Source organism: Sphingomonas sp. DC5200-1 (assembly GCF_049897245.1).
Classification (GTDB): Bacteria; Pseudomonadota; Alphaproteobacteria; order Sphingomonadales; family Sphingomonadaceae; genus Sphingomonas; species Sphingomonas aquatilis.
The window spans coordinates 191,739-215,048 of record NZ_JAFCVW010000003.1 but is presented as its reverse complement, the minus strand read 5'-3'; the positions used below and the strand labels follow the sequence as shown (position 1 = coordinate 215,048).

The 23,310-nt window shown below is 68.3% G+C and carries 19 protein-coding genes and 1 riboswitch; of the genes, 11 read left to right on the top strand and 8 right to left on the bottom strand.

Annotated elements, in window-relative coordinates:
• The first annotated feature begins 44 nt into the window (after positions 1-44).
• From ACP7A3_RS07215 to ACP7A3_RS07200, 4 genes are read left to right on the top strand one after another with little or no spacing between them, the layout of a single operon-like run.
• Positions 45-1,580: a CpaF family protein gene (locus tag ACP7A3_RS07215; protein ID WP_029720768.1), complete on the top strand. Its 1,536-nt coding sequence runs from the start codon at positions 45-47 to the stop codon at positions 1,578-1,580.
• Positions 1,581-1,596: 16 nt separating this feature from the next.
• Positions 1,597-3,165, top strand: a complete 1,569-nt coding sequence (locus tag ACP7A3_RS07210; protein WP_426256279.1) for a hypothetical protein — start codon at positions 1,597-1,599, stop codon at positions 3,163-3,165.
• 45 nt (positions 3,166-3,210) lie between these two features.
• Positions 3,211-4,392: an aspartyl protease family protein gene (locus ACP7A3_RS07205; protein WP_426256280.1), complete on the top strand. Its 1,182-nt coding sequence runs from the start codon at positions 3,211-3,213 to the stop codon at positions 4,390-4,392.
• Positions 4,389-4,916, top strand: coding sequence for a TPM domain-containing protein (locus ACP7A3_RS07200; protein WP_426256281.1), 528 nt, complete (start codon positions 4,389-4,391; stop codon positions 4,914-4,916). Before ACP7A3_RS07205 ends, ACP7A3_RS07200 begins: the two co-directional genes overlap by 4 nt.
• A gap of 71 nt (positions 4,917-4,987) precedes the next feature.
• On the opposite strand, the gene ACP7A3_RS07195 is transcribed toward ACP7A3_RS07200, so the two are convergent.
• The 3 genes from ACP7A3_RS07195 to phaR form a co-directional block, all read right to left on the bottom strand.
• Positions 4,988-5,674: a hypothetical protein gene (locus ACP7A3_RS07195; RefSeq protein ID WP_426256282.1), complete on the bottom strand. Its 687-nt coding sequence runs from the start codon at positions 5,672-5,674 to the stop codon at positions 4,988-4,990.
• Between the two features lie 238 nt (positions 5,675-5,912).
• The gene (locus tag ACP7A3_RS07190) at positions 5,913-6,098 is read right to left on the bottom strand and encodes a hypothetical protein (protein ID WP_043060532.1); all 186 of its coding nucleotides are present in this window, start codon (positions 6,096-6,098) and stop codon (positions 5,913-5,915) included.
• A 12-nt stretch (positions 6,099-6,110) separates the two neighbouring features.
• Positions 6,111-6,674 (bottom strand): polyhydroxyalkanoate synthesis repressor PhaR, encoded by a 564-nt coding sequence (gene phaR / locus ACP7A3_RS07185; protein ID WP_426256283.1) that lies wholly within the window; start codon positions 6,672-6,674, stop codon positions 6,111-6,113.
• Between the two features lie 107 nt (positions 6,675-6,781).
• On the opposite strand from phaR, the gene ACP7A3_RS07180 reads away from it, so the two are divergent.
• The 3 genes from ACP7A3_RS07180 to ACP7A3_RS07170 all read left to right on the top strand — a co-directional run bounded on the left by ACP7A3_RS07180 (position 6,782) and on the right by ACP7A3_RS07170 (position 12,344).
• Entirely contained in the window at positions 6,782-7,771 is a 990-nt protein-coding gene (locus ACP7A3_RS07180; protein WP_426256301.1) for an alpha/beta fold hydrolase, read from the top strand.
• 21 nt (positions 7,772-7,792) lie between these two features.
• Entirely contained in the window at positions 7,793-8,965 is a 1,173-nt protein-coding gene (locus tag ACP7A3_RS07175; protein WP_426256284.1) for an acetyl-CoA C-acetyltransferase, read from the top strand.
• A gap of 184 nt (positions 8,966-9,149) precedes the next feature.
• On the top strand, positions 9,150-12,344 hold the full coding sequence (locus tag ACP7A3_RS07170) for a TonB-dependent receptor domain-containing protein (RefSeq protein ID WP_426256285.1): 3,195 nt from the start codon (positions 9,150-9,152) through the stop codon (positions 12,342-12,344).
• Positions 12,345-12,399: 55 nt separating this feature from the next.
• Here the strand turns inward: ACP7A3_RS07170 and ACP7A3_RS07165 are convergent, their stop codons facing one another.
• The 5 genes from ACP7A3_RS07165 to ACP7A3_RS07145 form a co-directional block, all read right to left on the bottom strand.
• Positions 12,400-13,422 (bottom strand): alanine racemase, encoded by a 1,023-nt coding sequence (locus ACP7A3_RS07165; RefSeq protein ID WP_426256286.1) that lies wholly within the window; start codon positions 13,420-13,422, stop codon positions 12,400-12,402.
• 53 nt (positions 13,423-13,475) lie between these two features.
• Positions 13,476-14,246, bottom strand: coding sequence for an ABC transporter ATP-binding protein (locus ACP7A3_RS07160; RefSeq protein ID WP_426256287.1), 771 nt, complete (start codon positions 14,244-14,246; stop codon positions 13,476-13,478).
• Positions 14,237-15,193: a FecCD family ABC transporter permease gene (locus ACP7A3_RS07155; RefSeq protein WP_426256288.1), complete on the bottom strand. Its 957-nt coding sequence runs from the start codon at positions 15,191-15,193 to the stop codon at positions 14,237-14,239. Before ACP7A3_RS07155 ends, ACP7A3_RS07160 begins: the two co-directional genes overlap by 10 nt.
• The gene (locus ACP7A3_RS07150) at positions 15,190-15,969 is read right to left on the bottom strand and encodes an ABC transporter substrate-binding protein (RefSeq protein WP_426256289.1); all 780 of its coding nucleotides are present in this window, start codon (positions 15,967-15,969) and stop codon (positions 15,190-15,192) included. The genes ACP7A3_RS07155 and ACP7A3_RS07150 overlap by 4 nt, the downstream gene beginning before the upstream one ends.
• Before the next feature lie 425 nt (positions 15,970-16,394).
• Positions 16,395-18,320 (bottom strand): TonB-dependent receptor plug domain-containing protein, encoded by a 1,926-nt coding sequence (locus tag ACP7A3_RS07145; protein ID WP_426256290.1) that lies wholly within the window; start codon positions 18,318-18,320, stop codon positions 16,395-16,397.
• 136 nt (positions 18,321-18,456) lie between these two features.
• Positions 18,457-18,663, bottom strand: a riboswitch (cobalamin riboswitch).
• Positions 18,664-18,800: 137 nt separating this feature from the next.
• On the opposite strand from ACP7A3_RS07145, the gene ACP7A3_RS07140 reads away from it, so the two are divergent.
• The 4 genes from ACP7A3_RS07140 to ACP7A3_RS07125 all read left to right on the top strand — a co-directional run bounded on the left by ACP7A3_RS07140 (position 18,801) and on the right by ACP7A3_RS07125 (position 23,288).
• A complete protein-coding gene (locus ACP7A3_RS07140) occupies positions 18,801-19,658 on the top strand; it encodes a glucose 1-dehydrogenase (RefSeq protein WP_426256291.1) in 858 nt (285 codons plus the stop codon).
• A gap of 214 nt (positions 19,659-19,872) precedes the next feature.
• Positions 19,873-21,453: an aldehyde dehydrogenase (NADP(+)) gene (locus tag ACP7A3_RS07135; RefSeq protein WP_063687373.1), complete on the top strand. Its 1,581-nt coding sequence runs from the start codon at positions 19,873-19,875 to the stop codon at positions 21,451-21,453.
• A 348-nt stretch (positions 21,454-21,801) separates the two neighbouring features.
• On the top strand, positions 21,802-22,659 hold the full coding sequence (locus tag ACP7A3_RS07130; RefSeq protein ID WP_147037168.1) for a dienelactone hydrolase family protein: 858 nt from the start codon (positions 21,802-21,804) through the stop codon (positions 22,657-22,659).
• A gap of 11 nt (positions 22,660-22,670) precedes the next feature.
• The gene (locus tag ACP7A3_RS07125) at positions 22,671-23,288 is read left to right on the top strand and encodes a glutathione S-transferase family protein (protein WP_063687367.1); all 618 of its coding nucleotides are present in this window, start codon (positions 22,671-22,673) and stop codon (positions 23,286-23,288) included.
• Positions 23,289-23,310 lie beyond the last annotated feature (22 nt).

The window sequence follows — 23,310 nt, the reverse complement described above, 5'->3', positions numbered from 1 at the left end:
CCTTGCCCCCTACCCCTCTCGCCAGGACCATATTGGAATTGGGTATGAGCGCGTTCGGGCGTCGGAACGGAATGGGTGGCGGACAGCCGGCGAGGCCGGCGTTCGGCGTCGCGCGCCCGATGCAGAGCAGCGGCGTGGCGCCACGGCCGGCGGAAGACACGCCGCCGGGCAGCCAGTTCCCGCCGATCGAATCGGCTTTGCTGGCGCCCGAGGACCCGCTCGCCCCCGCGCCGCCCGCCGGCACCGTCGACGCGATGGCGCGGCTGACCGAGCGACAGAATGCCAGCGGCGATGCGGGCAGCAGCCGCAACGAGGGCTTCGAAGCCTCGATCCACAAGATCAAGGAACAGGTGCTGCCGCGCCTGCTGGAACGCGTCGACCCGGAAGCCGCGGCGACGCTGAGCAAGGACGAGCTCGCTGAGGAATTCCGCCCGATCATCGGCGAAGTGCTCGCCGAGCTGAAGCTGACGCTGAACCGCCGCGAACAGTTCGCGCTGGAAAAGGTGCTGGTCGACGAGCTGCTCGGGCTGGGGCCGCTCGAGGAGCTGCTCGCCGATGCCGCCGTCACCGACATCATGGTCAACGGCCCCGACCAGACCTATGTCGAGCGCAAGGGCAAGCTGGAGCTGGCGCAGATCCAGTTCCGCGACGAGGAACATCTGTTCCAGATCGCGCAGCGCATCGTCAATTCGGTCGGCCGCCGCGTCGACCAGACCACGCCGCTCGCCGACGCGCGCCTGAAGGATGGCAGCCGCGTCAACGTGATCGTGCCGCCGCTGTCGTTGCGCGGCACCGCGATCTCGATCCGTAAATTCTCCGCCAAGCCGATCACGCTCGACATGATGGCGGGGTTCGGCAGCATGAGCCCCAAGATGGCGACCGCGCTGAAGATCGCGGGCGCCAGCCGGTTCAACGTCGTCATTTCGGGCGGTACGGGTTCGGGCAAGACGACGATGCTCAACGCGCTGTCGAAGATGATCGACCCGGGCGAGCGCGTGCTGACGATCGAGGATGCCGCCGAATTGCGGCTGCAGCAGCCCCACTGGCTCCCGCTCGAAACGCGGCCCGCCAACCTGGAGGGCCAGGGCGAGATCAGCATCCGCGACCTCGTCAAGAACGCGCTACGCATGCGCCCGGATCGCATTATCCTGGGCGAAATCCGCGGGTCCGAGTGTTTCGACATGCTCGCCGCGATGAACACCGGCCACGATGGGTCGATGTGTACGCTCCACTCCAACTCCCCTCGCGAAGCACTGGCGCGTATGGAGAACATGGTGATGATGTCGGACATCAAGGTGCCCAAGGAAGCGATCAGCCGCCAGATCGCCGACAGCGTCGACATGATCATCCAGGTCAAGCGCCTGCGCGACGGCAGCCGCCGCGTCACCAACGTCACCGAAGTCATCGGCATGGAAGGCCCGGTGATCGTGACGCAGGAATTGTTCAAGTTCGAATATCTGGACGAAAGCGCGGACGGCAAGATCATCGGCGAGTATCGCTCGATGGGCCTGCGCCCCTATACGCTCGACAAGGCGAAGCAGTTCGGCTTCGACCAGGCGTTCCTCGAAGCCTGTCTGTAAGGCGGGGGCCGGGCGGATGACCGCGGCGATTCACGCGCGTGACATGGCGGCGACGCGGGATGCGGCGCTGCGCGGACCAGGCCTGTACGACGCGGTCAAGCGCGTCGTCATGGCGCGGCCGCTCGCCTGGCTGATGCTGATCGGCGCAATGTTGCGCGTCTGGGCAGTGCTGACCCCCGGTTTCCATCACCCCGACGCGATCTATCAATATCTGGAGCCCGCGCATCGCCTGCTGACCGGCGAGGGCGTCATCACCTGGGAATGGCGCACGGGCATCCGCAGCTGGATGCTGCCCGCCTTGCTAGCCATCCCGCTGGGAATCGGCGAGGCGATCGATCCCAACGGCCTGTTGCCGATGATCCTGCCCCGCTTTGCCACCGCGGCGGCGTCGCTCGGCATCATCTGGGCGGCGTGGGACATCGGGCGACGGCACAGCGCGACCACCGGGGTGCTCGCCGGCGTCGTCGCGGCGACCTGGTTCGAGATCGTCTTCTTCGCCGCCGAAACGCTGGCGGAGCCGATCGCGGTCGCGGCCTTCCTGCCCGCCGCCGCGCTGCTGACCGCAAGGCATACCGGGCCGCGCCGCATCGCCGCGGCGGGCGCCTTGTTCGCCTTCGCCGCGCTCGCCCGGCCGCATTACGCGCCCGCTGCGGCGGTGCTGGTGCTGGTGGAATGGCGGCGCGACCTGTTCGACGGCAAGCGCTGGGCGGTGTTGCTCGCGGGAGCGCTCGCGGTCGCCGCAGCCAGCGCGATCGTCGACGGCGCGCGCGGGCTGGTGCCGTTCGCCTGGATCCTGGGCAATTTCGAACAGAATATCGTCCACAACGTTTCCGCGCGCTACGGCACCTTCCCGGCGCTGGCCTATGTCGCGTGGTTCATGGAAGTGTGGTCGTGGTGGATGGTGCCGGCGGTGGTCGGCATCCTGTACGGCTGGCGGCAGGCGCCCGGGCTACTCGCCGCGGCGGCGGTGACGCTGGTGATCCACAGCCTGATCCCGCACAAGGAATATCGGTTCATCTTCCTCGCCTTCACCGTGCTGGTGATCCTGGCCGCGCTGGGCTGGGGCGAGATCATCGCACTGGCCCGTGCGCGGCTGTCGCAGGGGCAGGCACGCGCGGTGACGGTCGGCGTCTTCGCGGCTTTCGCGCTTGCCTCGATCGGCCTGGCGCAGGGCAAGCTCGCGCCCAATCAGCTGGCGCCCAACGCGGACGGCTGGCGGACCTTCGCTTATCTGCGCGCCGATCCGGCCGTGTGCGGCGTCGCGCTGGTCAAGCCCGCCAGCTTCGCCGTGCTGCCAGGTGCGGTCGCGCTGCGCCGGGGCACGCCGATCAGCATGTTCTGGACGGGCGATTCCGCCGATCCCGCCGACCGCCCCATGGCGAATGCGCTGGCGCATCAGGCGGGGTTCAACCGCATCGTCACCGCGACCCAGGGCACGCTGCGCGTTCCCGCCGGATGGCGCGTCGACCATTGCGAGCAAAGCTGGAACATCCGGATGTGCGTGCTGGCGCGCAGCGGCGGCTGTACGGGGGCAAGCGAATCTCCCTTCCTCATCAACCGCGCGATGGCCCGCACGGGTTTATAGGCCGGCGGGTTTATAGGTCGGTTCGGGCGCGCTAGGGTGTGCCCAATGCGCGTCCTCCTACCGTTCGCCCTGTTGCTGCTCGCCGCGGCACCCCCGCCTGCGGGACGCGAGGGCGTCGCGACGCTTTCGGCGGATACCGACGCGCGCTGGGTGCCGTTCGACCTGACGCCGGGCAACCAGATCCGCTTCACGCTGACGCTCGACGGCGCGCCGTTGACCGCGATCCTCGACACGGGGGTGAGCTATTCGGTGCTCGCGCGTGCCGCCGCCGACCCGGCGCGGGTGCAGAGCGACGGGCAGGCGACCGCGATCGGCGGGGCCGGCAGCGGCGCGGTCGCCGTCGGGTGGCAGCCGACGCGGACGCTGACGATCGGCGGGCTGACGCGTACCGGCGGCGGCGTCACCGTCGCCGACCTGCCGGCGCTGGCGACGGGCAGCGCCAAAGCCGTCGACATGCTGATCGGGCGCGACGCGATCGGCGGGCAGGCGCTCGACATCGACTATGCAAACCACCGGTTTCGCCTGCTCCCCTCCGGCCGGCTGCCGTTCGTCGGCGCGCTGGCGCCGCTGACGATCTCGCCCGCGCGCCATGTCTACGAAAGCCAGGTCAGGATCGGGCGCCGCACGCTGTCGCCGGTGATCGTCGATACCGGCGATGGATCGGCGCTGACGCTGTCGGAGAGCGCGGCGAAGCGCGCGGGCGTGACGCGGCTGCCGAACACGACCACCGTCTCGTTCGGTCTCGCCGGGGAGACGGTGAGCACGCTGACGATCGTGCCGACGATCACGATCGGCGAACAGGCGATCCGCAGCGTCGAGACGCGGATCGAGCCCGCGAACGGCTTTTCGGAGACGATCGGCGTCGCCGGCCGGATCGGATCGGGGCTGCTGCAGAATTACCGCGTGCTGCTCGATCCCGCCGCGGGGCGCATGGTGCTGAAGCCCGGCCCCGATGCGAACCGGCCGCCGCTGCGATCGACCAGCGGGCTGCTCGTCGGGCTGGAGCGCGACCGGCTGAAGGTGCTGCACGTCATGCGCGGCGGCCCGGCGGCGACGGCGGGGTGGCAGGTCGGCGACCTGATCTGCCGGATCGACGGCCAGCCGATCGGCGCGGACTATCCGACGAGCGCGCTCGCCAAATGGTCGATCGGTACGCCGGGCACGATCGTGCGACTGGGCCTGTGCGACGGCACCGTCCGGTCGCTGACGCTGAAGCGCTTCTATTGAGCGGGGCGCTCGCACCGATCCTCATGCTGCTGACCGCGATCGGCGGCACTGATGCAGCGTTGAGCAGCGTCGATCGTCCGGCAGCCGTGGCGGCCGCTCCGTTGCGGTTCACGGGGTATGTCGTCGACCAGGCAGGGGTGCTGACTGCGCAGCAGCGGCAGCGGTTGACGCAACAGCTGAGCCGGTTTCAGCGGGAAACCGCGCACCAAATGGTCGTCGTGACGGTGAACAGCTTGAACGGCGACGATGTGGCACGCTTTACCGACCGGTTGGGGAACCAGTGGGGTGTCGGCCGCAGGGGGATCAACGACGGCATCGTCGTACTGGTATCGCCCCACGACAGACGGGCGAGGATATCAGTCGGTTCAGGACTGACCCGGCAGCTGCCCGACGCTGTGTGCCAGCGCGTCATGGACCAGGTCATGATTCCGGCGTTCAAGGCAGGCCAGATCGGGCTTGGGATCGAGCGGGGTGTCGCAGCACTGCTCGGGCGATTGTCCTTTCCGGGCAACGCCACCCGCTGACCATAGCACGACGCGACGAGTGTGCGCCGACGCTCCGGTCTGGCGGCTGCGGAGGACCAGTCCCCTTTGCCTCACTTCACCGGCTGGTAGCCGCTGAACGTCACGTTGGTTTTCAGTTCGCCCGACTTGCCCATCATCGATCCCGTCATCGCCATCGCGAAGGATTCGGGGACGATGCCGATGCCCGGCGCGGCGACATAGCGGCTGCTGCTGTCGATCCGCTTGACCGAGGCGACCAGCATCATGCGGAACCCCTTGGTCGAGGTGAACCGCACCCGCTCGACGAAGGGGGTCGCCCCCTTGGTGTTGACCAATACGTCGGCCGCGGTGTCGGCGGAGGCGTCGTGGTTGCCGATCTTCAGCTCGCCGGCGGGCAAGCGATCGAAGTGATAAGCGGCATAGCCCGCAGGCGCCTCGACCCGGCGCGCCGGCGTGCCGAACCAGTCGGCAAGATCGCCGTAGGAGCCGGGTTTCTTCTTGCCTTCGCGCGCCTTGGCGATGTCCTTGGCGGTGGGGGCCTTGCCGTCGACGCTGACCAGTGTCCAGCGCTCGGCGGCGGGGCGGCGGGGGTCGTAGCGTTCGACGATCGTGCGCCGCGCCTGCCCGGTCGTCTCGACGACGATCGTCTGCTGGAAGGCGAAGGCGGTGGCGCGCGCCGCCTGCATGCCCGCGAGCAATCGCGATTGCAGCTCGTCGGCGTGGGCGGGCGCGGCGAACAGGACGGCCGCCGCGGCGGTCGGGATCAGCAGATGGCGCACGGATGTCGTTCCCCGGAAGACGGCGGGGAGATAGGCCCGCGATGGCCGCAAGCGTAAGCCATTGAAGGCAGGACGCAACGGGATTTTGCGGAGGTGCGCTTCACCCCTTTGGCCGTTCGTCCTGAGCCTGTCGAAGGACGGGTCGCCACACGCGCGGCGCGGCGGTGGACGCCTGCCCTTCGACAGGCTCAGGGCGAACGGGGGGATGGCGCGACAGACTGGCTGGTCGCTGCGCCCCTCAGCGGGTATGCAGCCCGACGCTGACCAGCAGGATCGTCGCGAGCAGCGCCGCCATCTGCACCGTCCGCCAGTCGACGAAGCCGACGCGATCGGGATCGTGGCGCAGGCGCCGCCGCCGATCGGCGAACGCCGCGACGAGGGCGACGCACAGGCTGGCGCCCGCGCTCCAGAACATCACCGGCACGGCCGCGCGCCGTCAGCCGAGCTTTTCGACCTTGTCCTGCAACCGCGTCAGCTCCGCCTTCAGCGCGGCGATCTCGTCATCCTTGCTGGCGGGCGCGGCGGGCGCAGCCGTAGCGGCGGGCGCCATCGCGGGCGCGACGCCGAACGCCTGCGTCGCAGCCTCGAACATCTGCATGTTGCGCTTGGCGATTTCGGCGAATGGCGAATGGGCAAACGCGCCCTCAACCGCCGATTTGAACTGTTCCTGGTTGCGGCGGAAGCTGTCCATCGACGCCTCCAGATAGCCCGGCACCATCGACTGCATCGAATCGCCGTACATGGCGATCAGCTGGCGCAGGAAGCTGACGGGTAGCATCGTCTGCCCGCGGCTTTCCTCTTCCATGATGATCTGCGTCAGCACGTTGTGCGTGATGTCGTCGTCGGTCTTGGCATCGACGACCTTGAAGTCGCGGCCTTCGCGGGTCATCGTCGCGAGATGATCGAGCGTGATGTAGGACGAGGTCTCGGTGTTATAGAGCCGCCGGTTGGCGTATTTCTTGATGATGACGACGCCGTCGCCCGGCTGTTGCTTCTTCATACGCGTCCCCTGCCCGTTCCGGTGTTATGCCCGTGATCGAACCGCATGCTACGCCTCAATTTTCCGCACCGCAACACGGTCCGCGGCCGCTACCCCTGTTCCTCGACATGCTGCGCAGCGAAACCGCAGCATATCCGGAGCGGATGGCGGCCGCGCTCGCCGGGCTGACCGCCTATCAGCAGGCGCCCCGCCCCCCTGCCCCGCCGCCGATGCCGGCGCTGGCGACGGCGGGACGGGCGGCGTTGCGTTATTATGGCGGGCGCGGGCGGATGGTGGTGTGCGTGCCGTCGCTGATCAATCCGCCAGCGATCCTCGATCTGGGCGAAGTATCGCTGGTGCGCTGGCTGGCGGCACAGGGCTTTCGCGTCGCGCTGGTCGACTGGGGCGCGCCGACGCCGGCGGACCGGGACATGGACATGACCGGCCATGTCGAATCGCTGCTGCTGCCGCTGATCGAGCAGCTCGATGCGCCGCCGGTGCTGGTCGGCTATTGCCTGGGCGGCACGATGGCGACCGCGGCGGCGGCGGGTACGAGCGTGGCGGGCCTCGCGACGATCGCGGCGCCGTGGCGCTTCGATGGCTATGGCGCGGCGCGTCGCGGGATGCGCGACCTGTGGCAGGCGGCGCTGCCGACCGCGGAGGCGCTGGGCGTGCTGCCAATGGAGGTGCTGCAGGCGGGATTCTGGCGGCTCGACCCGGCGCGCACGATCGTGAAATATGAGGCGTTCGGGCGGATGGCGCCCGACAGCGAGGCGGCGCGCGCCTTCGTCCGGCTGGAGGATTGGGCGAATGCCGGCGAGCCGCTGCCGCTCGCCTGTGCGCGCGACCTGTTCGATCGCTTCATCACCGCCGATGCGCCGGGACAAGGGCAATGGACGATCCGTGGGCGGACGGTGGCGCCGCACGCGCTCGCCTGTCCGACGGTCGAGTTCGTCTCCACCACCGACCGGATCGTCCCCGCCGCCACCGCCGCAGGACTCGCCGATCACCGCGAGCTGGCGCTGGGCCATGTCGGCATGATCGTCGGCGGGCGCGCCCGCGCATCGCTATGGCAGCCGCTTGCCGACTGGATCGCGGCCCTGCCCGCCGCTAGATAGGCGGCGCACAAGGAGATCATCATGACCGAGATCGTCATCACCGCCGCCAAGCGTACCCCCGTCGGCAGCTTCCTGGGCGCGTTCGCCGCCACCCCGGCACACGAGCTGGGCCGCGTCGCGATCGAGGCCGCGCTGGAACAGGCGGGCGTCAAGGGTGAAGAGGTGTCGGAGGTGATCCTGGGCCAGGTGCTCACCGCGGCGCAAGGGCAGAACCCGGCGCGCCAGGCGTCGATGGCCGCCGGCATCCCCAAGGAAGTGCCGGCGTGGGGCGTCAACCAGGTCTGCGGATCGGGCCTGCGCGCGGTGGCGCTCGCGTGCCAGGCCATCCAGACCGGCGATGCGTCGATCGTCGTCGCCGGCGGGCAGGAGAGCATGTCGCTTAGCCCGCACGCACAGACGATGCGCGGCGGCACCAAGATGGGCAACGTCAGCCTGGTCGACACGATGGTGAACGATGGCCTGACCGACGTGTTCAACGGCTATCACATGGGCATCACGGCGGAAAATCTCGCCGAGCAATATCAGGTTACGCGCGGCGAACAGGACAGCTTTTCGGTCGCCAGCCAGAACAAGGCGGAGGCGGCGCGTGGGTCTGGCCGGTTCAAGGACGAGATCGCGCCGGTCACGATCAAGGGCCGCAAGGGCGACACGATCGTCGCGGACGATGAATATATCCGCGCCGGCGCGACGCTCGACAGCGTCAGCGGCGTGCGCCCGGCGTTCAAGAAGGACGGCACCGTCACCGCCGCCAACGCCAGCGGCCTCAACGACGGCGCCGCCGCGCTGGTGCTGATGAGCCGCGAGGAAGCCGAGAAGCGCGGCACCCCCGTGCTCGCGACGATCAGGAGCTGGGCGAGCGCGGGCGTCGATCCGTCTGTGATGGGCATCGGCCCGGTGCCCGCGTCAAAGAAGGCGCTGGAAAAGGCGGGCTGGACCGTCGCCGACCTCGACCTGATCGAAGCGAACGAGGCGTTTGCGGCGCAGGCGCTGTCGGTGTGCAAGGAACTGGGCCTCGACCCCGACAAGACCAACGTCAACGGCGGCGCCATCGCCATCGGCCACCCGATCGGCGCCAGCGGCGCCCGCGTGCTGACTACCCTGCTGTACGAAATGCAGAAGCGCGACGCGAAGAAGGGTCTGGCGACGCTGTGCATCGGCGGCGGCATGGGGATCGCGATGTGTGTGGAGCGGTGATCGAGAGCATTGTCACCATACGGCAGCATAGCTGCACCAATGTTGCGTGCCAGTCACATCATGACGTGAAAATGTAGTTTTTTGTTGCCGATGGGCGATCGATCGTTGCGATCGCCGTCATCTGATGTTCACAATGGGCCCCTGGGATAAGCACGAACACGTGCTCTTCAACAGGGGACCATGCATGAATATCCGTACCTTGCTGGCGGCGTCGGCGCTCGCCGGCACTTTGGCAGCCTATCCTTCCGTAGCAGCCGCGCAGGCTGGTAAGACCGATACCCCCGTTCAGTCCGGCGCCGATGCGCAAGCCAATGCGGCGACCGACCCGACGAGTGAACAGACCGAAACGTCTCGGGACGGCGAGATCGTCGTAACCGGTTCGCGTCTCGCTCGACCCAATCTCGATTCGCCTGCGCCCGTCACCTCGGTCACGTCCGAGTTGCTCACCTCGACCGGCAACCTGTCGATCGGTGACGCACTCAACCAGCTTCCGGCATTGCGCACGACGTACAGCCAAGCCAATTCGACGCGTTTCATCGGCACGGCCGGTCTCAACCTGCTCGATTTGCGTGGTCTCGGGACGCAGCGCACGCTGGTGCTGGTCAACGGCCGCCGCCACGTGACGTCGCAGCCGGGCAGCTTCGTCGTCGACACCAACACGATCCCGACCGACCTGCTCGAGCGCGTCGATGTTCAGACCGGCGGTAGCTCGGCCGTCTACGGTTCGGACGCGATGGCCGGCGTGGTGAACTTTGTGATGAAGCGCGACTTCGAAGGCATTCGCGCTACCGGGCAAGGCGGCATTTCGTCGCACGGCACGCGCGGATCCTATTTCGGCGCGCTGACCGTCGGCAAGAACTTCGCCGACGGCCGCGGCAACATTGCTGCGGCTGCCGAATATTCGCGCTCCAACGTGGTCTATTACACCGACCGCGACGACATCACCGGCGCCTATTCGGGCCGCAGTCAGTTCAATGCGACGCAGAACACTGGACCGCAGCTCAACCCCAATGGCGGCGCCATCCGCACCGGGCCGGAATCCTCCTTGGGTGATGGCATTCCTGACACCAGCTTCCTGCGTAACGTGCGCAACAACACGATTTCGGAAGGCGGTCTGTTCACAGCTACCTGCCCGACCGTGGCTGCCACCGGTGAATCCGCTGCCGCCTTCGCGGCACGGCGTGGCGTAGCCTGTTCGGGACTCGCCAACGTGGGCAGCACGAACACCCTCAGCCAGTACGGCCGCACCTTCGTGTTCAACCCGGATGGTTCACTGACTGCGAATAATTGTATCACGGATCTACGTCCTTTCGGTTCGGGGAATTGCGTCGGCGGACAGGGTTCGACGCTGCGACTCACCGGCATGCTTCAGCCCAAGCTGGAACGCTACTCGGCCAATATCCTGGCCCATTACGACTTCTCAGACGCTTTCAAGCCGTTCGTGGAAGCAAAGTACGTCCGTATCGATGCGTTGCAGGAAGGTCAGCCGACCTTCGCCAACAACACGTTCAGCATCAACAACCCGTACCTCACCGATCAGGCCCGCGCGACGCTAGTGTCGGCACTGGCACCGGGGGCGACCACGTTCACCGCTCAGCGCTTCAACGTCGATTTTGGCGGCCGCGGTGAGGTTCATCGCCGTGAGACGTTCCGGATCGTTGGCGGCGTCGAAGGAGACTTTGGTCAAGGCTGGCATTACGAAGTGTCGGCGAACTACGGCCGTCTTGACACCTTCTACAAGACGAACGGCAACTACGTTACGCAGAAGTACGCGAATTCGATCAATGCTGTGCGCAATGCGGCGGGCCAAATCGTCTGCGGAATCAATGCAGACGCGATCACCACAAACGACGATCCGAGCTGCGTGCCCGTCAACCTGTTCGGCCAGGGACAGGTGAGCCAAGCGGCGTTGAATTATTTTTCGGTCACCTCGACGCGTAAGCAGAAGGCCGAAGAGTTCGACCTCGTCGGTTTCGTCAACGGCAAATTGTTCAAGCTGCCGGGCGGTGACGTGACCTTCTCGATCGGTGGTGAATACCGCCGAGAGACGGCATTCTCGAAGTATGACGACCTGACCGCCAGCGGCGCGACGTTCCTTAACTCGATCCCGACGTTCGCACCGCCAGCTTATGACATCAAGGAAGCGTTCGGCGAACTCAGCATTCCGCTCTTGGCCGACCGACCATTCTTCCACGAACTGACGCTGAGCGGTGCGGCGCGCGTGTCGCACTACAATATCGGCAATGCCGGTACGCCGTGGACGTACAACCTCAACGCGGTCTGGGCACCGATCCGCGACATCACCTTCCGCGGCAGCTACGCCCGGTCGGTGCGTGCGCCGTCGCTGATCGAACTGTACAATTCCAATTCGCAGACCTTCGCCAATGGTCTTGCCGATCCGTGCAGCCAGGCGAACATCAACAACAATCCCAATCGCGTAAAGAATTGCGCGGCGGCCGGCGTTCCGACCACTCAGACGTTTAATGGCACGACCGAGCCGTTCACGAATAACGCCGCTTCGGGCATCTCGGGCTTCAACCGGGGCAACCCGAATCTGAACGCCGAAAAGAGCCGCAGCTTCACCGCTGGCGTGATCCTGCAGCCGCAGGCGCTCCGCGGCTTCTCGCTGACGCTCGATTACTACAATATCACGATCAAGGACGCGATCTTCTCGCTGGCAGCACAGACGATCGTGAACCAGTGCTACGACAACCCGAGCGGCATCAACAATCCGTTCTGCGCGGCGGTCTTCCGCAACCCCAACGGCACGTTCCAAGGTCAGCAGAACGTCGTTCACGGTGGTTCGACGGTGTCGTTCCCGATCACGGGTCCGGCGTTCTTCTCGCAGGGCTTCAACTACGCGAAGCTGGAAACGTCCGGGTTCGACCTCGACATGTCGTACCGGACCCGGATCAGCGACACCGGCACGCTGTCGCTACGCCTGCTCGCCAGCTATGTAGCGCAGAACAACGCCTACACCGACGTCACCGATCCGACCTACCGCGACCGCCAGAAGGGTGAGCTCGGCTATGCCGCATGGCGTGGCCAGTTCGTCGGGAACCTCGACTTCAAGACGTTCGATATCCAGTATCGCGTCCGGTACGAAGGCAAGTCGACGATCGGCGAATGGGAAACGCAGCACGCGTATGACGGACGTCCGGCACGCAATCCGGATGCTTACCCGGTCGTTTTCTACCCGGAAGCGTTCTACCACTCGATCCAGGTGGGCTTCAACGCAACCGAGCGTTTCCGCTTCTATGTCGGCGTCGACAACATCACCGACAAGAAGCCCCCGTATGACCTGCTGGGCGTTGCCAGCGGCGACCCCTACGATAACATCGGCCGTTTCTTCTATTCGGGGTTCAAGGCGAACTTCTGATCATTTAGAAATGGAAAAAAGTTGGGCCGCTTCTTCGGAAGCGGCCCTTTTTATATCACCCCCACACCCGCCCATATCGCGCGCCCAGCCCCGTCAGCAGCTCGTACTGCGACAGGCCGCTCTGCGCCGCCGCATCCGGCAGCGCGAAGTCGATCGCCAGCCAGTCGCCCTCCGCCACGTGCGGCGCGGCCGTCACGTCCACTGCCAGCAAGTCCATCGAGACGCGGCCGATGACGGGCAGCGTGCCGCCGCGTGCGCTGCCGCGGTCGGAAAAGGCGCGGAGGTAGCCATCGGCGTAGCCGAGGTTGAGGATGGCAACCTCGGTCTCGCGAGGGGCGGTCCAGGTGGCATTGTAGCCGACGGTGCCGCCGGCGGCGACGGTGCGGCGCTGGAGGATCTGCGCTTCGGGCTGGACGACCTGGCGGATCAGGCCGGCAAAGTCGGACCGCGGGATGCCGCCGTAGAGCGCTATGCCGGGGCGGGTCAGGTCGAAGGCATAATCGGCGCCGAGCGCGATGCCGGCGGAATTGGCGAGGCTCATCCGCCGCGCGTCCGTCACCCCGCGCAGCGCGGCGAAGGCAGCGAGCTGGCGGGCGTTCATCGCGCTGTCCTCATCGGCGCAGGCGAGGTGGCTCATCAGCGTGTCGATGGCGAGGCCGTCAAGCAGGCCGGTCCGCACCGCTTGCGGTGACACGCCGAGGCGGTTCATGCCGGTGTCGACCATCACGTCGCACGCACCACCACCCGCCGCCCGCCAACGCGCAACCTGCGCGTCGGTGTTGAGCACGGGCCGGGCAATGCCGGTCAGCGCGATCGCCATGTCCTCGTCACGCACGCCGTGCAGCACCGACAGCGGGAGCCGCAGCGGCGCCAGCCGTTCGGCCTCCGCCCAGGTGGCGACGAAGAAGTCGCGGCATCCTGCCTCGCGGAGGTGCGATGCGACCTCGGTCGCACCCAGGCCATAGCCGTTCGCCTTGAGCGCCGCGCCGCAGGCTGCGCGGCCGCTCATCCGGTCGAGCGTGCGCCAATTGTCGGCGAGGGCGGCGGGGTCGAGGCGGAGGCGGAGGGGAGCAGTCACGCGTCAGCGCATAATCGCGCACGCCCCTTGCGTCGATGCCTCAGGGCCGACGGTCAGCGGACGATGCGACCGATCGGCACCATCACGCGACTGCCGGGCAGGCTGGCGACGGTGACGTCGAACACCTCGGCGATGCGCGCGGCGGTGAGGGTGCAGCTGGCCGGTCCGGCGGCGACGATGCCGCCATCGCGCAGCAGGATGACGTCGTCGGCGATGCGCGCGGCCTGCGCGAGATCGTGGAGGACGAGCACGACGCCGCGGCCGGCGACGGCGATGCCGCACAGGCGATCGAGAATGTCGATCTGATGCGCGGGATCGAGGCTGGCGAGCGGCTCGTCGGCGAGCAGCCAGTCGGGTTCGCCGGCGAGGACGCGGGCGAGCAGGACGCGCGCCCGCTCGCCGCCCGACAGATCGGCGATGGGGCGATCGGCGAGGTCGGTGGCGTGGGTCGTGGCGAGCGCGGCGTCGATCGCGGCGCGGTCCACGGGCGACGGGCCGGCGAAGGGCGCACGATGCGGCACGCGGCCGAGCGCGACGACATCGCGCGCGGGGACGTTCCAATGGACCGCAGCCTCCTGCGGCAGATAGCCGATGCGGCGCGCGCGCTGGCGGGGGGCGAGCGCGGCGAGCCGCTTGCCCTCCAGCGTCACACTGCCCGCGGCCGGACTAACAAGGCCGGCGAGCGCCTTCAGCAGCGTGGTCTTGCCCGCGCCATTGGGGCCGAGGATGACGGTGACGCGGCCCCGCCGGATCGTCGCATCGACATCGTACAACACCCGGCGCGACCCGAGATCGACCGAGAGGCGATTCGCGATCAGATCCATGCCCGCCCCCGATGCCGCAGCAACAGGCCGAGGAAGAAGGGCGCACCGATCAGCGCCATAGCGACGCCGAGCCGTACCTCGCCCGCACCCGGCGCCAGGCGGCACAGGCTGTCGGCGACCAGCACCAGCGCCGCGCCGCCGAGGCCGCTCGGCAGCAGCAGTGCGGACGGGCGGTGGCCGAAGACGGGGCGCAGCAGGTGCGGCACGACGAGCCCGACGAAACCGATCACGCCGGTCGCCGCGACACCCGCGCCGACGCCGAGGCCGGTGCCGAGCACGACCAGCGCCTGGACGCGACCGAGCCGGATGCCGAGCGAGCGGGCCGCCCCCTCCCCCAGCGTCAGCGCGTCGAGCGCCGGGCCGGCCGCCGCGAGCAGGATCGTGCCGACGATCAGGAAGGGCGCGGCGCGGGCGACATCGGCGAGGCCGCGGTCGGTGAGGGCGCCCATCAGCCAGTCGAGCACGCCTGCCACCGCATAGGGGTTCGGTGCGATCGAGATGAGGAAGGCGGTGAGCGCGCCCGCAAGGCTCGACAGGACCGTGCCGGCGAGGATGAAGGCGACCGGGTCCGCGTTGCGCCAGGTGAGCGCGACGAGCAGCAGCATCGACGCCACCGCGGCGCTCATCGCCGCGGCGAAGATGCCGAGGCTGGACGCGCCGGCATAAAGGATCGCCGCGACCGCACCGAAGGCGGCGGAGGACGACACGCCGATCACGGCGGGGTCGGCGAGCGGGTTGCGCAGGAAGCCCTGCAGCACCGACCCCGACACGCCCAGCATCGCGCCGAGCAGCAGACCGAGCAGCGCGCGTGGCAGGCGCAGTTCGAGGAAGATGGCGGTGGCGGCGTCGCTGCCCCAGGGCAGCCACTGCTTGCCGGCGACCAGCGACAGCGCGAAGCCGGCGGCGACGAGCGCGGCAAGGCCCGTGAGGCGGAGCCCGCGGCTCATGACAGCAGCTGTGCGCGGATCGCGGACAGGCGGCGCAGCGCGGGGACGATGGTGGGGCCGCCGCAGTTCATCAGGTGTCGGGGAAAGCGCACCTCCGCGACATGCGCGCCGCTGCGGGCGAGGATGCGGCGGCGCAACTCGGCCGTGCGGCCGTCGCCGTCGCTGAGGATCAGCGCGGGTGGATGTGCGACGATGGTTTCGATCGGCAGCGTACCGGTGAAGGCGAGGCCGTAATCGGCGGCGGCGTTGCGCAGGCCGGCGCGGGTCATCAGGTCGTCGAGCAGGGTGCCGCCGCCATTGGCGAGGTCGCCCGAGATATAGAGCAATGCGGCGGGCTTTGCGCCGGTCGCGGGCGGGATCGCGCTCTGCATCGCGCGGACCATCGCCTGCCCACGCGCGGGAACGCCGGCGGCGGTGGCGATCTGCATCACCTGCGCCTCGCTGGCGGCGATCGTGGCGGGGGAATCGAGGGTGAGCACCTTCAGCCCGGCGCGGTCATAGGCGGCACGGGTCGCCGCGGGGGCGAAGGTGTCGGTGACGACGAGATCGGGGTGGCGCGCGATCACCTCTTCGGCGGTGCCGGCGGTCGCGGGATAGCGGCGCGCGAGGGCGAGCGGCATCGAGGTCGCGGCCGGATCGTGCGAATAATAGCTGACCGCAGCGAGGCGATCGGGCGCGATCTGCGCCAGGATCGCGTCGGCGCAGGGGTTGGTGGAGACGATGCCGCCTTGGTGTGGCGGGGGAGCGCAGGCGGTGAGGGTGAGGGTGAGCCACACTCCCGCCGTCACCCCGGACTTGGTCCGGGGTCCACCGGGCCGCGAGGGGGTGGCCTGAGGCTCGAGCCGTCCCCCTAGCCGCAGAGTGGACCCCGGAACGAGTCCGGGGTGACGGAGAATGTGAGGCACCCGATCGGCAAGCCCTCGCCACGGCGCGGTGCGGCCATTGAATATCGGGGCGGCGACCCGCCCCACCCACTCCGTCATCCCCGCGCAGGCGGGGATCCAGACTGGCTGGCCTCGCGGCGCTTGCGAGACGGTAGCGCGTCTGGATTCCCGCCTTCGCGGGAATGACGGAAGGAAGGTAAGCACAGACGACAGCAGGCGACGACCCTCACCCTTCCGGCGCTGCGCGCCTCCCTCCCTCTCCCATCGGGAGAGGGAAGAGCCGGCAATACCGGCGAAGGGTGAGGGCGGACGTGTCATCAATCCAGCTTCACGCGCACGCCGCCATAGGCTGCGCGGCCGTAGGTGCCGTATTCGGCCACCGTCTGGTAGCGCGCGTCGGTGACGTTATCGATGCGGCCGTAGATCGACAGGCGATCCCCGATCGGCAGTTCGGCGCGGACGCTGGCCAGCGCATAGCCGTCGACGCGCACGCGGCTGCCGTAGCTGTCACTGTCGAAGCTGTCGCCGACGATCTGCACGGTGCCACCGATACCTAGGCCGAACGGCAGGCGATAGTCGACGACGAACGCCGCGGTTTCCTTGGGCCGGCGCAGCAGATCGGTGCGGAAGGCGGTGCCGGGCGTGCGGTTTTCCGCGTCGATGTACGACACGTTGGCCGAGACGGTCAGCGCGTCGACCGGACGCAGGCCGATCGCGAACTCCACGCCCTCGGCATGGGTGCGCTGGATGTTGTCGTAAACGCCGAACGGGCGGTTGACGCAGATCGAGCCGGTCGTCGTCTGCTCGGCGCCCGAGCAGCCGCGGAAGCTGATCTGGTTGCGCGTGTCGCGGTTGAAATAGGTCGCCGAGACGCGGGCGCGGCCGTTGAGCAGCGCCTGTTCGATGCCGGCATCCCAGTTGCGCGCGGTTTCCGGATCGAGGCGCGTGTTCCCGTACGGGCTGTAGAGCTGGTAAAGGGTCGGCGCCTTGAAGCCCTCGCCATAGCTCGCCCGCAGCGTCGTGCCGGTGCGCAACGCTAGCGCGGCGTCGGCGCCGAAGGTGGTGTGGTTGCCGAACGTCTCGTGATCGTCGTTGCGGACGCCGCCGGTCAGGGTCAGCGCGTCGAACGGCTTCACGATCGCCTCGCCATAGACGCTGGTGATGCCGACCGAGCGGCGCAGGCTCGAATCGCGATAGCGGCTGTCTTCATGCTCGACGCCGGCGACGATGCGGACCTGATCGATCGGCTGATAATCGCCCTGATATTCGTAGCGTTCCGAGCGGCCGCGGAACGGCGACGGGGTGGCGCCGGGCTTGGCATAGGTGTCGCGGTTGATGTCGGCGATGGTGAAGGCGACGCGGTTGCGGAACGTGCCGAAGTTCGCGTGCAGGCCGGCATAGCCATACAGTTCGTTCGCGGTCGAGAAGCTGGGGTCGTCGGCAAGGATGTAGTTGGGCGCAGGATAGCCGTCGGTCTGCGTCTTGCTGTCGGCCCAATAGCCGCGCAGGTCGAGGCCGATGCCGTCGGTGAAGTCGACGCCCAGGCGGCCGGTCGCGCCATATTGGCGATAGCCGTCACGCTCGGTGCCGTTGGCCGCAGCCGAGATGCCGTCGCTGCGCAGATAGCCGCCGGTCAGTGCGCCCGAGATCGCGCCGCTGCGACCCGAGATGCCGCCCTGCGCAAACACGCTGTCGGCATAGCCATATTCGGCGCTGGCGCGCGCCTTCAGCCGCTCGGTCGGTTCTTCGGTGATGACGTTGACGACGCCGCCGATCGCCTGGCTGCCCCAGGGGACCGAATTGGGGCCGCGCAGCACTTCGATGCGCTGGACACTGGCCGACAGCAGATTGGCGAAATCGAAGCCGCCGCCGGGCGAGGACGGATCATTGACGCGCACGCCGTCGATCACGACCAGCGTCTGCTCCGCCTCTGCGCCGCGCAGCCGCACGCCAGTGAAACCGCCGAGGCTGCCGTTGCGCGTCACGGTGACGCCGGGGGTGGTCGACAGCAGGTCGGCGACCGACACGGTCTGGCGGCGATCGATCTCGTCGCGGGTGATGACGGTGACGGCCTGGCCGACTTCGGCGGCAGGCTGCGCCACGCGGGTCGCGGTGACGACGATGTCGTCGCTGTTGGCAGGATCGGCAGTCGGCGCGATCTGCGCGGCGGCGGGCGCGGCGAGCAGCAGGCCGAGCGTCAACAGCGACGGACGGACAACGGAAACAGATAGGCGAACAGTCATTGGGCACACCCCTTATGACCGCACGCGACGGATCGCGCGCGGCGGCCTTTTTGACCGCGCGCGACCATTCGCGCACGGCGGATGTCGCTCGCATCGAGGGGGTTCCCTCGTCCGCCCGGCACACCCCGTCCGCGCGAAGGATCGACGGCGAAAGGCAGGTCTCCTGGCTTCCGGGTCGTCGCCTGTGTCCCCGCCTTCCCAGGTCCGTCACGGACCCAGTGGCTCGATGGGGACCGGCTCGCCGGTCACAGTTGCGGGGGCAGCGCCGGATCCGCGCCTCCCGTTGCGCATTCCGGCTTCCCTTTTGACCCCGTCTCCGGGGACCTTTCACGGCCCGGCCCTTACGGTCAGACGGGCCGAGGCGTCAATGCCGCGCCGCCGCGGTGTCGGTGTCGGTGTCGGGGCGACTTCATTGATCCAGGTTGATGTGCCGGAACGGGTAAGCACGCGATCGGTTGGCCGGAGCGAAGGAGTTGCCCCATGACCGATTACCCCACCCCGCCCTATCCCGAACAGCAGCAGGCGATCCCCGGCCGTACCGAGGCGATGAACCCGCGCCCCGACCATGGCGAATCGAGCTACAAAGGCTCCGGGCGCCTTGCCGGCAAGAAGACGATCGTCACCGGCGGCGACAGCGGCATCGGGCGCGCGGTCGCCCTGGCCTTTGCGCGCGAGGGTGCCGACGTGCTGATCGCCTATCTCGACGAACATGACGATGCCGAGGCGACCAAGGCGCTGGTCGAGGCGGAGGGGCGGCAGGCGGTGCTGGTCGCGGGCGACCTGTCGCAGCCCGACCAGTGCCGCGCCGTGATCGCCCAGGCGGTGGCGGCGTTCGGCCGGATCGACGTGCTGGTCAACAACGCCGCGCACCAGCGCAGCTTCGAGGCGTTGGAGGATATCAGCGACGACGAATGGCAGCTGACCTTCGCGACCAACATCCATTCCATGTTCTATCTGTCGAAGGCCGCGGTCGCGCACATGGGCGAAGGCGCGTCGATCATCAACACGACGTCGATCAACGCGCAGGACCCGAACCAGCAATTGCTCGCCTATGCGACGACGAAGGGTGCGATCTACAATTTCACCTCGGGGCTGGGGCAGATGCTGGCGGAGCGGAAGATCCGCGTGAATGCGGTCGCGCCGGGGCCGGTGTGGACGCCGCTGATCCCGTCGACGATGCCGCCGGAAGCGGTGAAGACGTTCGGCGAGAACACGCCGCTGGGCCGCGCTGCGCAACCGGCGGAGCTGGCGCCCGCCTATGTGCTGCTGGCGAGCGATGAATCGAGCTATATCACTGGTGCGACGATCCCGGTGACGGGCGGGCGGGCGTTTTTGTAAACGCTGCCCATTCACCCCACCCCCGTTCGCCCTGAGCCTGTCGAAGGGCGCGTTGCCACAGGCGACGGCGCGCATGTGGCACCCCGTGCTTCGACACGCTCAGCACGAACGGGTGTTGGGGAATGGGTAGCGACTCCCGAACAATCGGTCATTGTCCGCCGCGTCGTGCCACCCTACAATTAGTCAGACATTATCTTCGATACGAGGCACATCCATGATCGACGGCGCCCTGCTGATCGGCGGCGACACTCGCCAGGCCGAGACCCGTTTCACCGCGGTCAACCCTGCGACCGGCGAGACGCTGACCCCCGATTTCTCGTCGGCGGGTGCTGATGCAGTAGCGGAGGCGTGTGCGCTGGCCGATGCCGCCTTCCCCGCCTTTGCCGCGACCGATCCCGAGACGCGGGCGGCGTTCCTCGAGCGGATCGCCGACAATATCGTGGGACTCGGCGACGACCTGATCGTGCGCGCGATGGCGGAAAGCGGCCTGCCGCGCATGCGGCTGGAGGGCGAGCGCGGGCGGACCGTCGGCCAGCTGAAGCTGTTCGCGGGCGTGGTGCGCCAAGGTGATTTCCTCGACGCGACGATCGATCCGGCGATGCCGGACCGTGCGCCGCTGCCGCGCCCCGACCTGCGTCGCGTCAATGTCGCGATCGGGCCGGTCGCGGTGTTCGGCGCATCGAATTTCCCGCTCGCCTTCTCGGTCGCGGGCGGCGACACCGCCTCGGCGCTCGCTGCGGGCTGCCCGGTGGTGGTGAAGGGCCATCCGGCGCACCCGGGCACCGGCGAACTGGTCGCGCGGGCGATCGCCCAAGCGGTGAAGGACAGTGGCCTGCCCGCGGGAGTCTTCTCCTACCTGCCCGGCGAAACGAACGAACTGGGGGCTGCGCTGGTGCGCGATCCGCGTATCCAGGCGGTGGGCTTCACCGGATCGCGTGGCGGGGGCCTCGCGCTGGTCCGCATCGCCGCCGAGCGTGAGGAACCGATCCCGGTCTATGCCGAAATGTCGAGCATCAATCCGGTCGTGCTGTTCCCCGCCGCGCTCGCCGCACGGGGCGAGGCGCTGGGCAAGGAATTCGTCGCGTCGCTGACGATGGGCGCGGGCCAGTTCTGCACCAACCCCGGTCTGGTGCTGGCGATCGACGGCCCCGATCTCGATGCGTTCATCGCCTCTGCCGCGGCGGCGATGACCGACGCGGCACCGGCGACGATGCTGACGCCGGGCATCCATGCGAGCTTCGAACAGGGCGTCGATGCGCTTGCCGGCCATGATGCGGTGAAGACCGTCGCGCGCGGCAAGGTGGGCGATGGCGTCAACCAGGCGGTCGGCGCGATCTTCGACACGACGGCCGAGGCGTTCCTGGCCGACCACGCGCTGAGCCATGAGGTATTCGGATCGTCGTCGGTCGTCGTGCGCTGCCGCGACATGGCGGAGATCGCGCGCGTCATCGCCGGACTGGAAGGCCAGTTGACCGCGACGCTGCAGATGGACGCCGCCGACGAGGCCGATGCCGTGCGGCTCGTGCCGGTGATCGCGCGCCGCGTGGGTCGCATCCTCGCCAATGGCTGGCCGACGGGTGTCGAGGTCGCGCCGGCGATGGTGCATGGCGGCCCCTTCCCGGCGACGAGCGACGGGCGCACGACCTCGGTCGGTACGCTCGCCATCGCGCGCTATCTGCGGCCGGTGTGTTTCCAGAATTTGGCACCGGCGCTGCTGCCGAAGGCGCTGGACGACGCCAATCCGTGGGGCATCGCGCGGCGGCTAGACGGCAAGCGTGAGGCGAGCCCGCGTTAAGGGTTGCTCCCCTTCCGTCACCCCGGACTTGGTCCGGGGTCCACTCTGCGGCGAGGGGGTTGGTTTGAGGATCCTGCCATCCCCTTGCGGCCCGGTGGACCCCGGAACAAGTCCGGGGTGACGGGGTGGGTGGGGGCGATCGTCGGCCGCCCCACCACCGTCATCCCCGCTGAGGCGGGGATCCAGAACCTCTGACGTCCGCGATAAAATCGAAACGGTAGCGCGTCTGGATTCCCGCCTGCGCGGGAATGACGGGGTGGTGGAGGAAAGCCTTGGGTCCAAACGCTTTTCCGGCTAGAGCCTTGCCGCGCACTCGATTAGCCTCCCGGCAACATCAGGAGAGGCCGCATGTGCGACGAGATCACCGAAGCCGATAACGCCACCCATCTCACCCGCCGCCAATTGGGCGCGTCTGCCGGTGCGGTGGGCATGGCGGCGCTGCTGCCGACCTCGGCCGACGCCAAACCCGTGAAGGGCCGCGACGTCACGATCACGACGCCCGACGGGCAATGCGACGCCTATTTCACCGCGCCGGCCAGCGGCAAGCATCCGGGCGTGCTGATGTGGCCGGACATCATGGGGCTGCGGCCTGCGTTCCGGCAGATGGCGGACCGGTTGGCGGGCGAAGGCTATGCGGTGCTGGTCGTCAATCAATTCTACCGGTCGACCAAGTCGCCGATCGTCCAGCCCGGCGAATCGTTCGACCAGCCCGCGGTGCGCGACAAGATCATGCCGTGGCGTGCGGCGCTGACCGCGGACGCGGTGACGCGCGACGGGACGACCTTCGTCACCTTCCTCGACAAGCAGAAGGAGGTCGACACCAAGCGGCCCATCGGTAGCGCGGGCTATTGCATGGGCGGGCCGATGGTGCTGCGCACCGCCGCCGCGGTGCCGAACCGCGTGCATGCGGGCGCATCCTTCCATGGCGCCGGCCTCGTCAGCGAGGCGGCGGACAGCCCGCACCGGCTGATCCCGAAGCTCGCCGGCGGCTATCTGATCGCGATCGCCAGCAACGACGATGCCCGCAGCCCCAACGACAAGACCGTGCTGCGCGACGCCTTCGCCGCGGCGAAGCGCCCGGCGGAGATCCAGGTCTATGCCGACGCGATGCACGGCTGGTGCGTCATCGACAGCAAGGTCTACAACCAGCCGCAGGCCGAACGCGCCTGGGGCCGGATGCTCGACCTGTTCCGCAAGCAGCTCTGAAGGAACGCCCGATGCCCGCCGATCTGACGCTCTACACCAACCCGATGTCGCGCGGCCGGATCGCGCGCTGGATGCTCGAGGAAACCGGCGCGCCTTATGACGTCGTGCTGCTCGATTATGCGACGACGATGAAGGCCGAACCGTATCTGTCGATCAACCCGATGGCCAAGGTGCCCGCGATCGTTCATCGCGGCCATGTGGTGACCGAAGGCGCGGCGATCTGCGCCTATTGCGCCGACGCCTTTCCGGACGCCGGGCTGGCACCGACCGACGACGAGCGCGCGGATTACTACCGCTGGCTGTTCTTCGCCGCGGGGCCGGCGGAGCAGGCGATCACCAACCGATCGATGGGCGTCGCGCCGACCGCGGAGCAGCAGCGGATGGCGGGATACGGCAATTACGATCGCATGGTCGACGTGCTGGAGCGCGCGGTCGCGGCACATCCGTACATCGCCGGCGATCGGTTCACCGCGGCGGACGTCTATGTCGGGGCGCAGGTGATATGGGGGCTGCAATTCGGGTCGCTGCCCAAGCGCACGGCGTTCGAGGAATATGCGGGCCGGTTGGCAAGCCGCGAGGCGCTGATCCGCGCGGCGGCGCTGGACGATGCGGCGGTCGCCGCGGGGTAGAGCCGCCTGGGGTTCGCGTGGC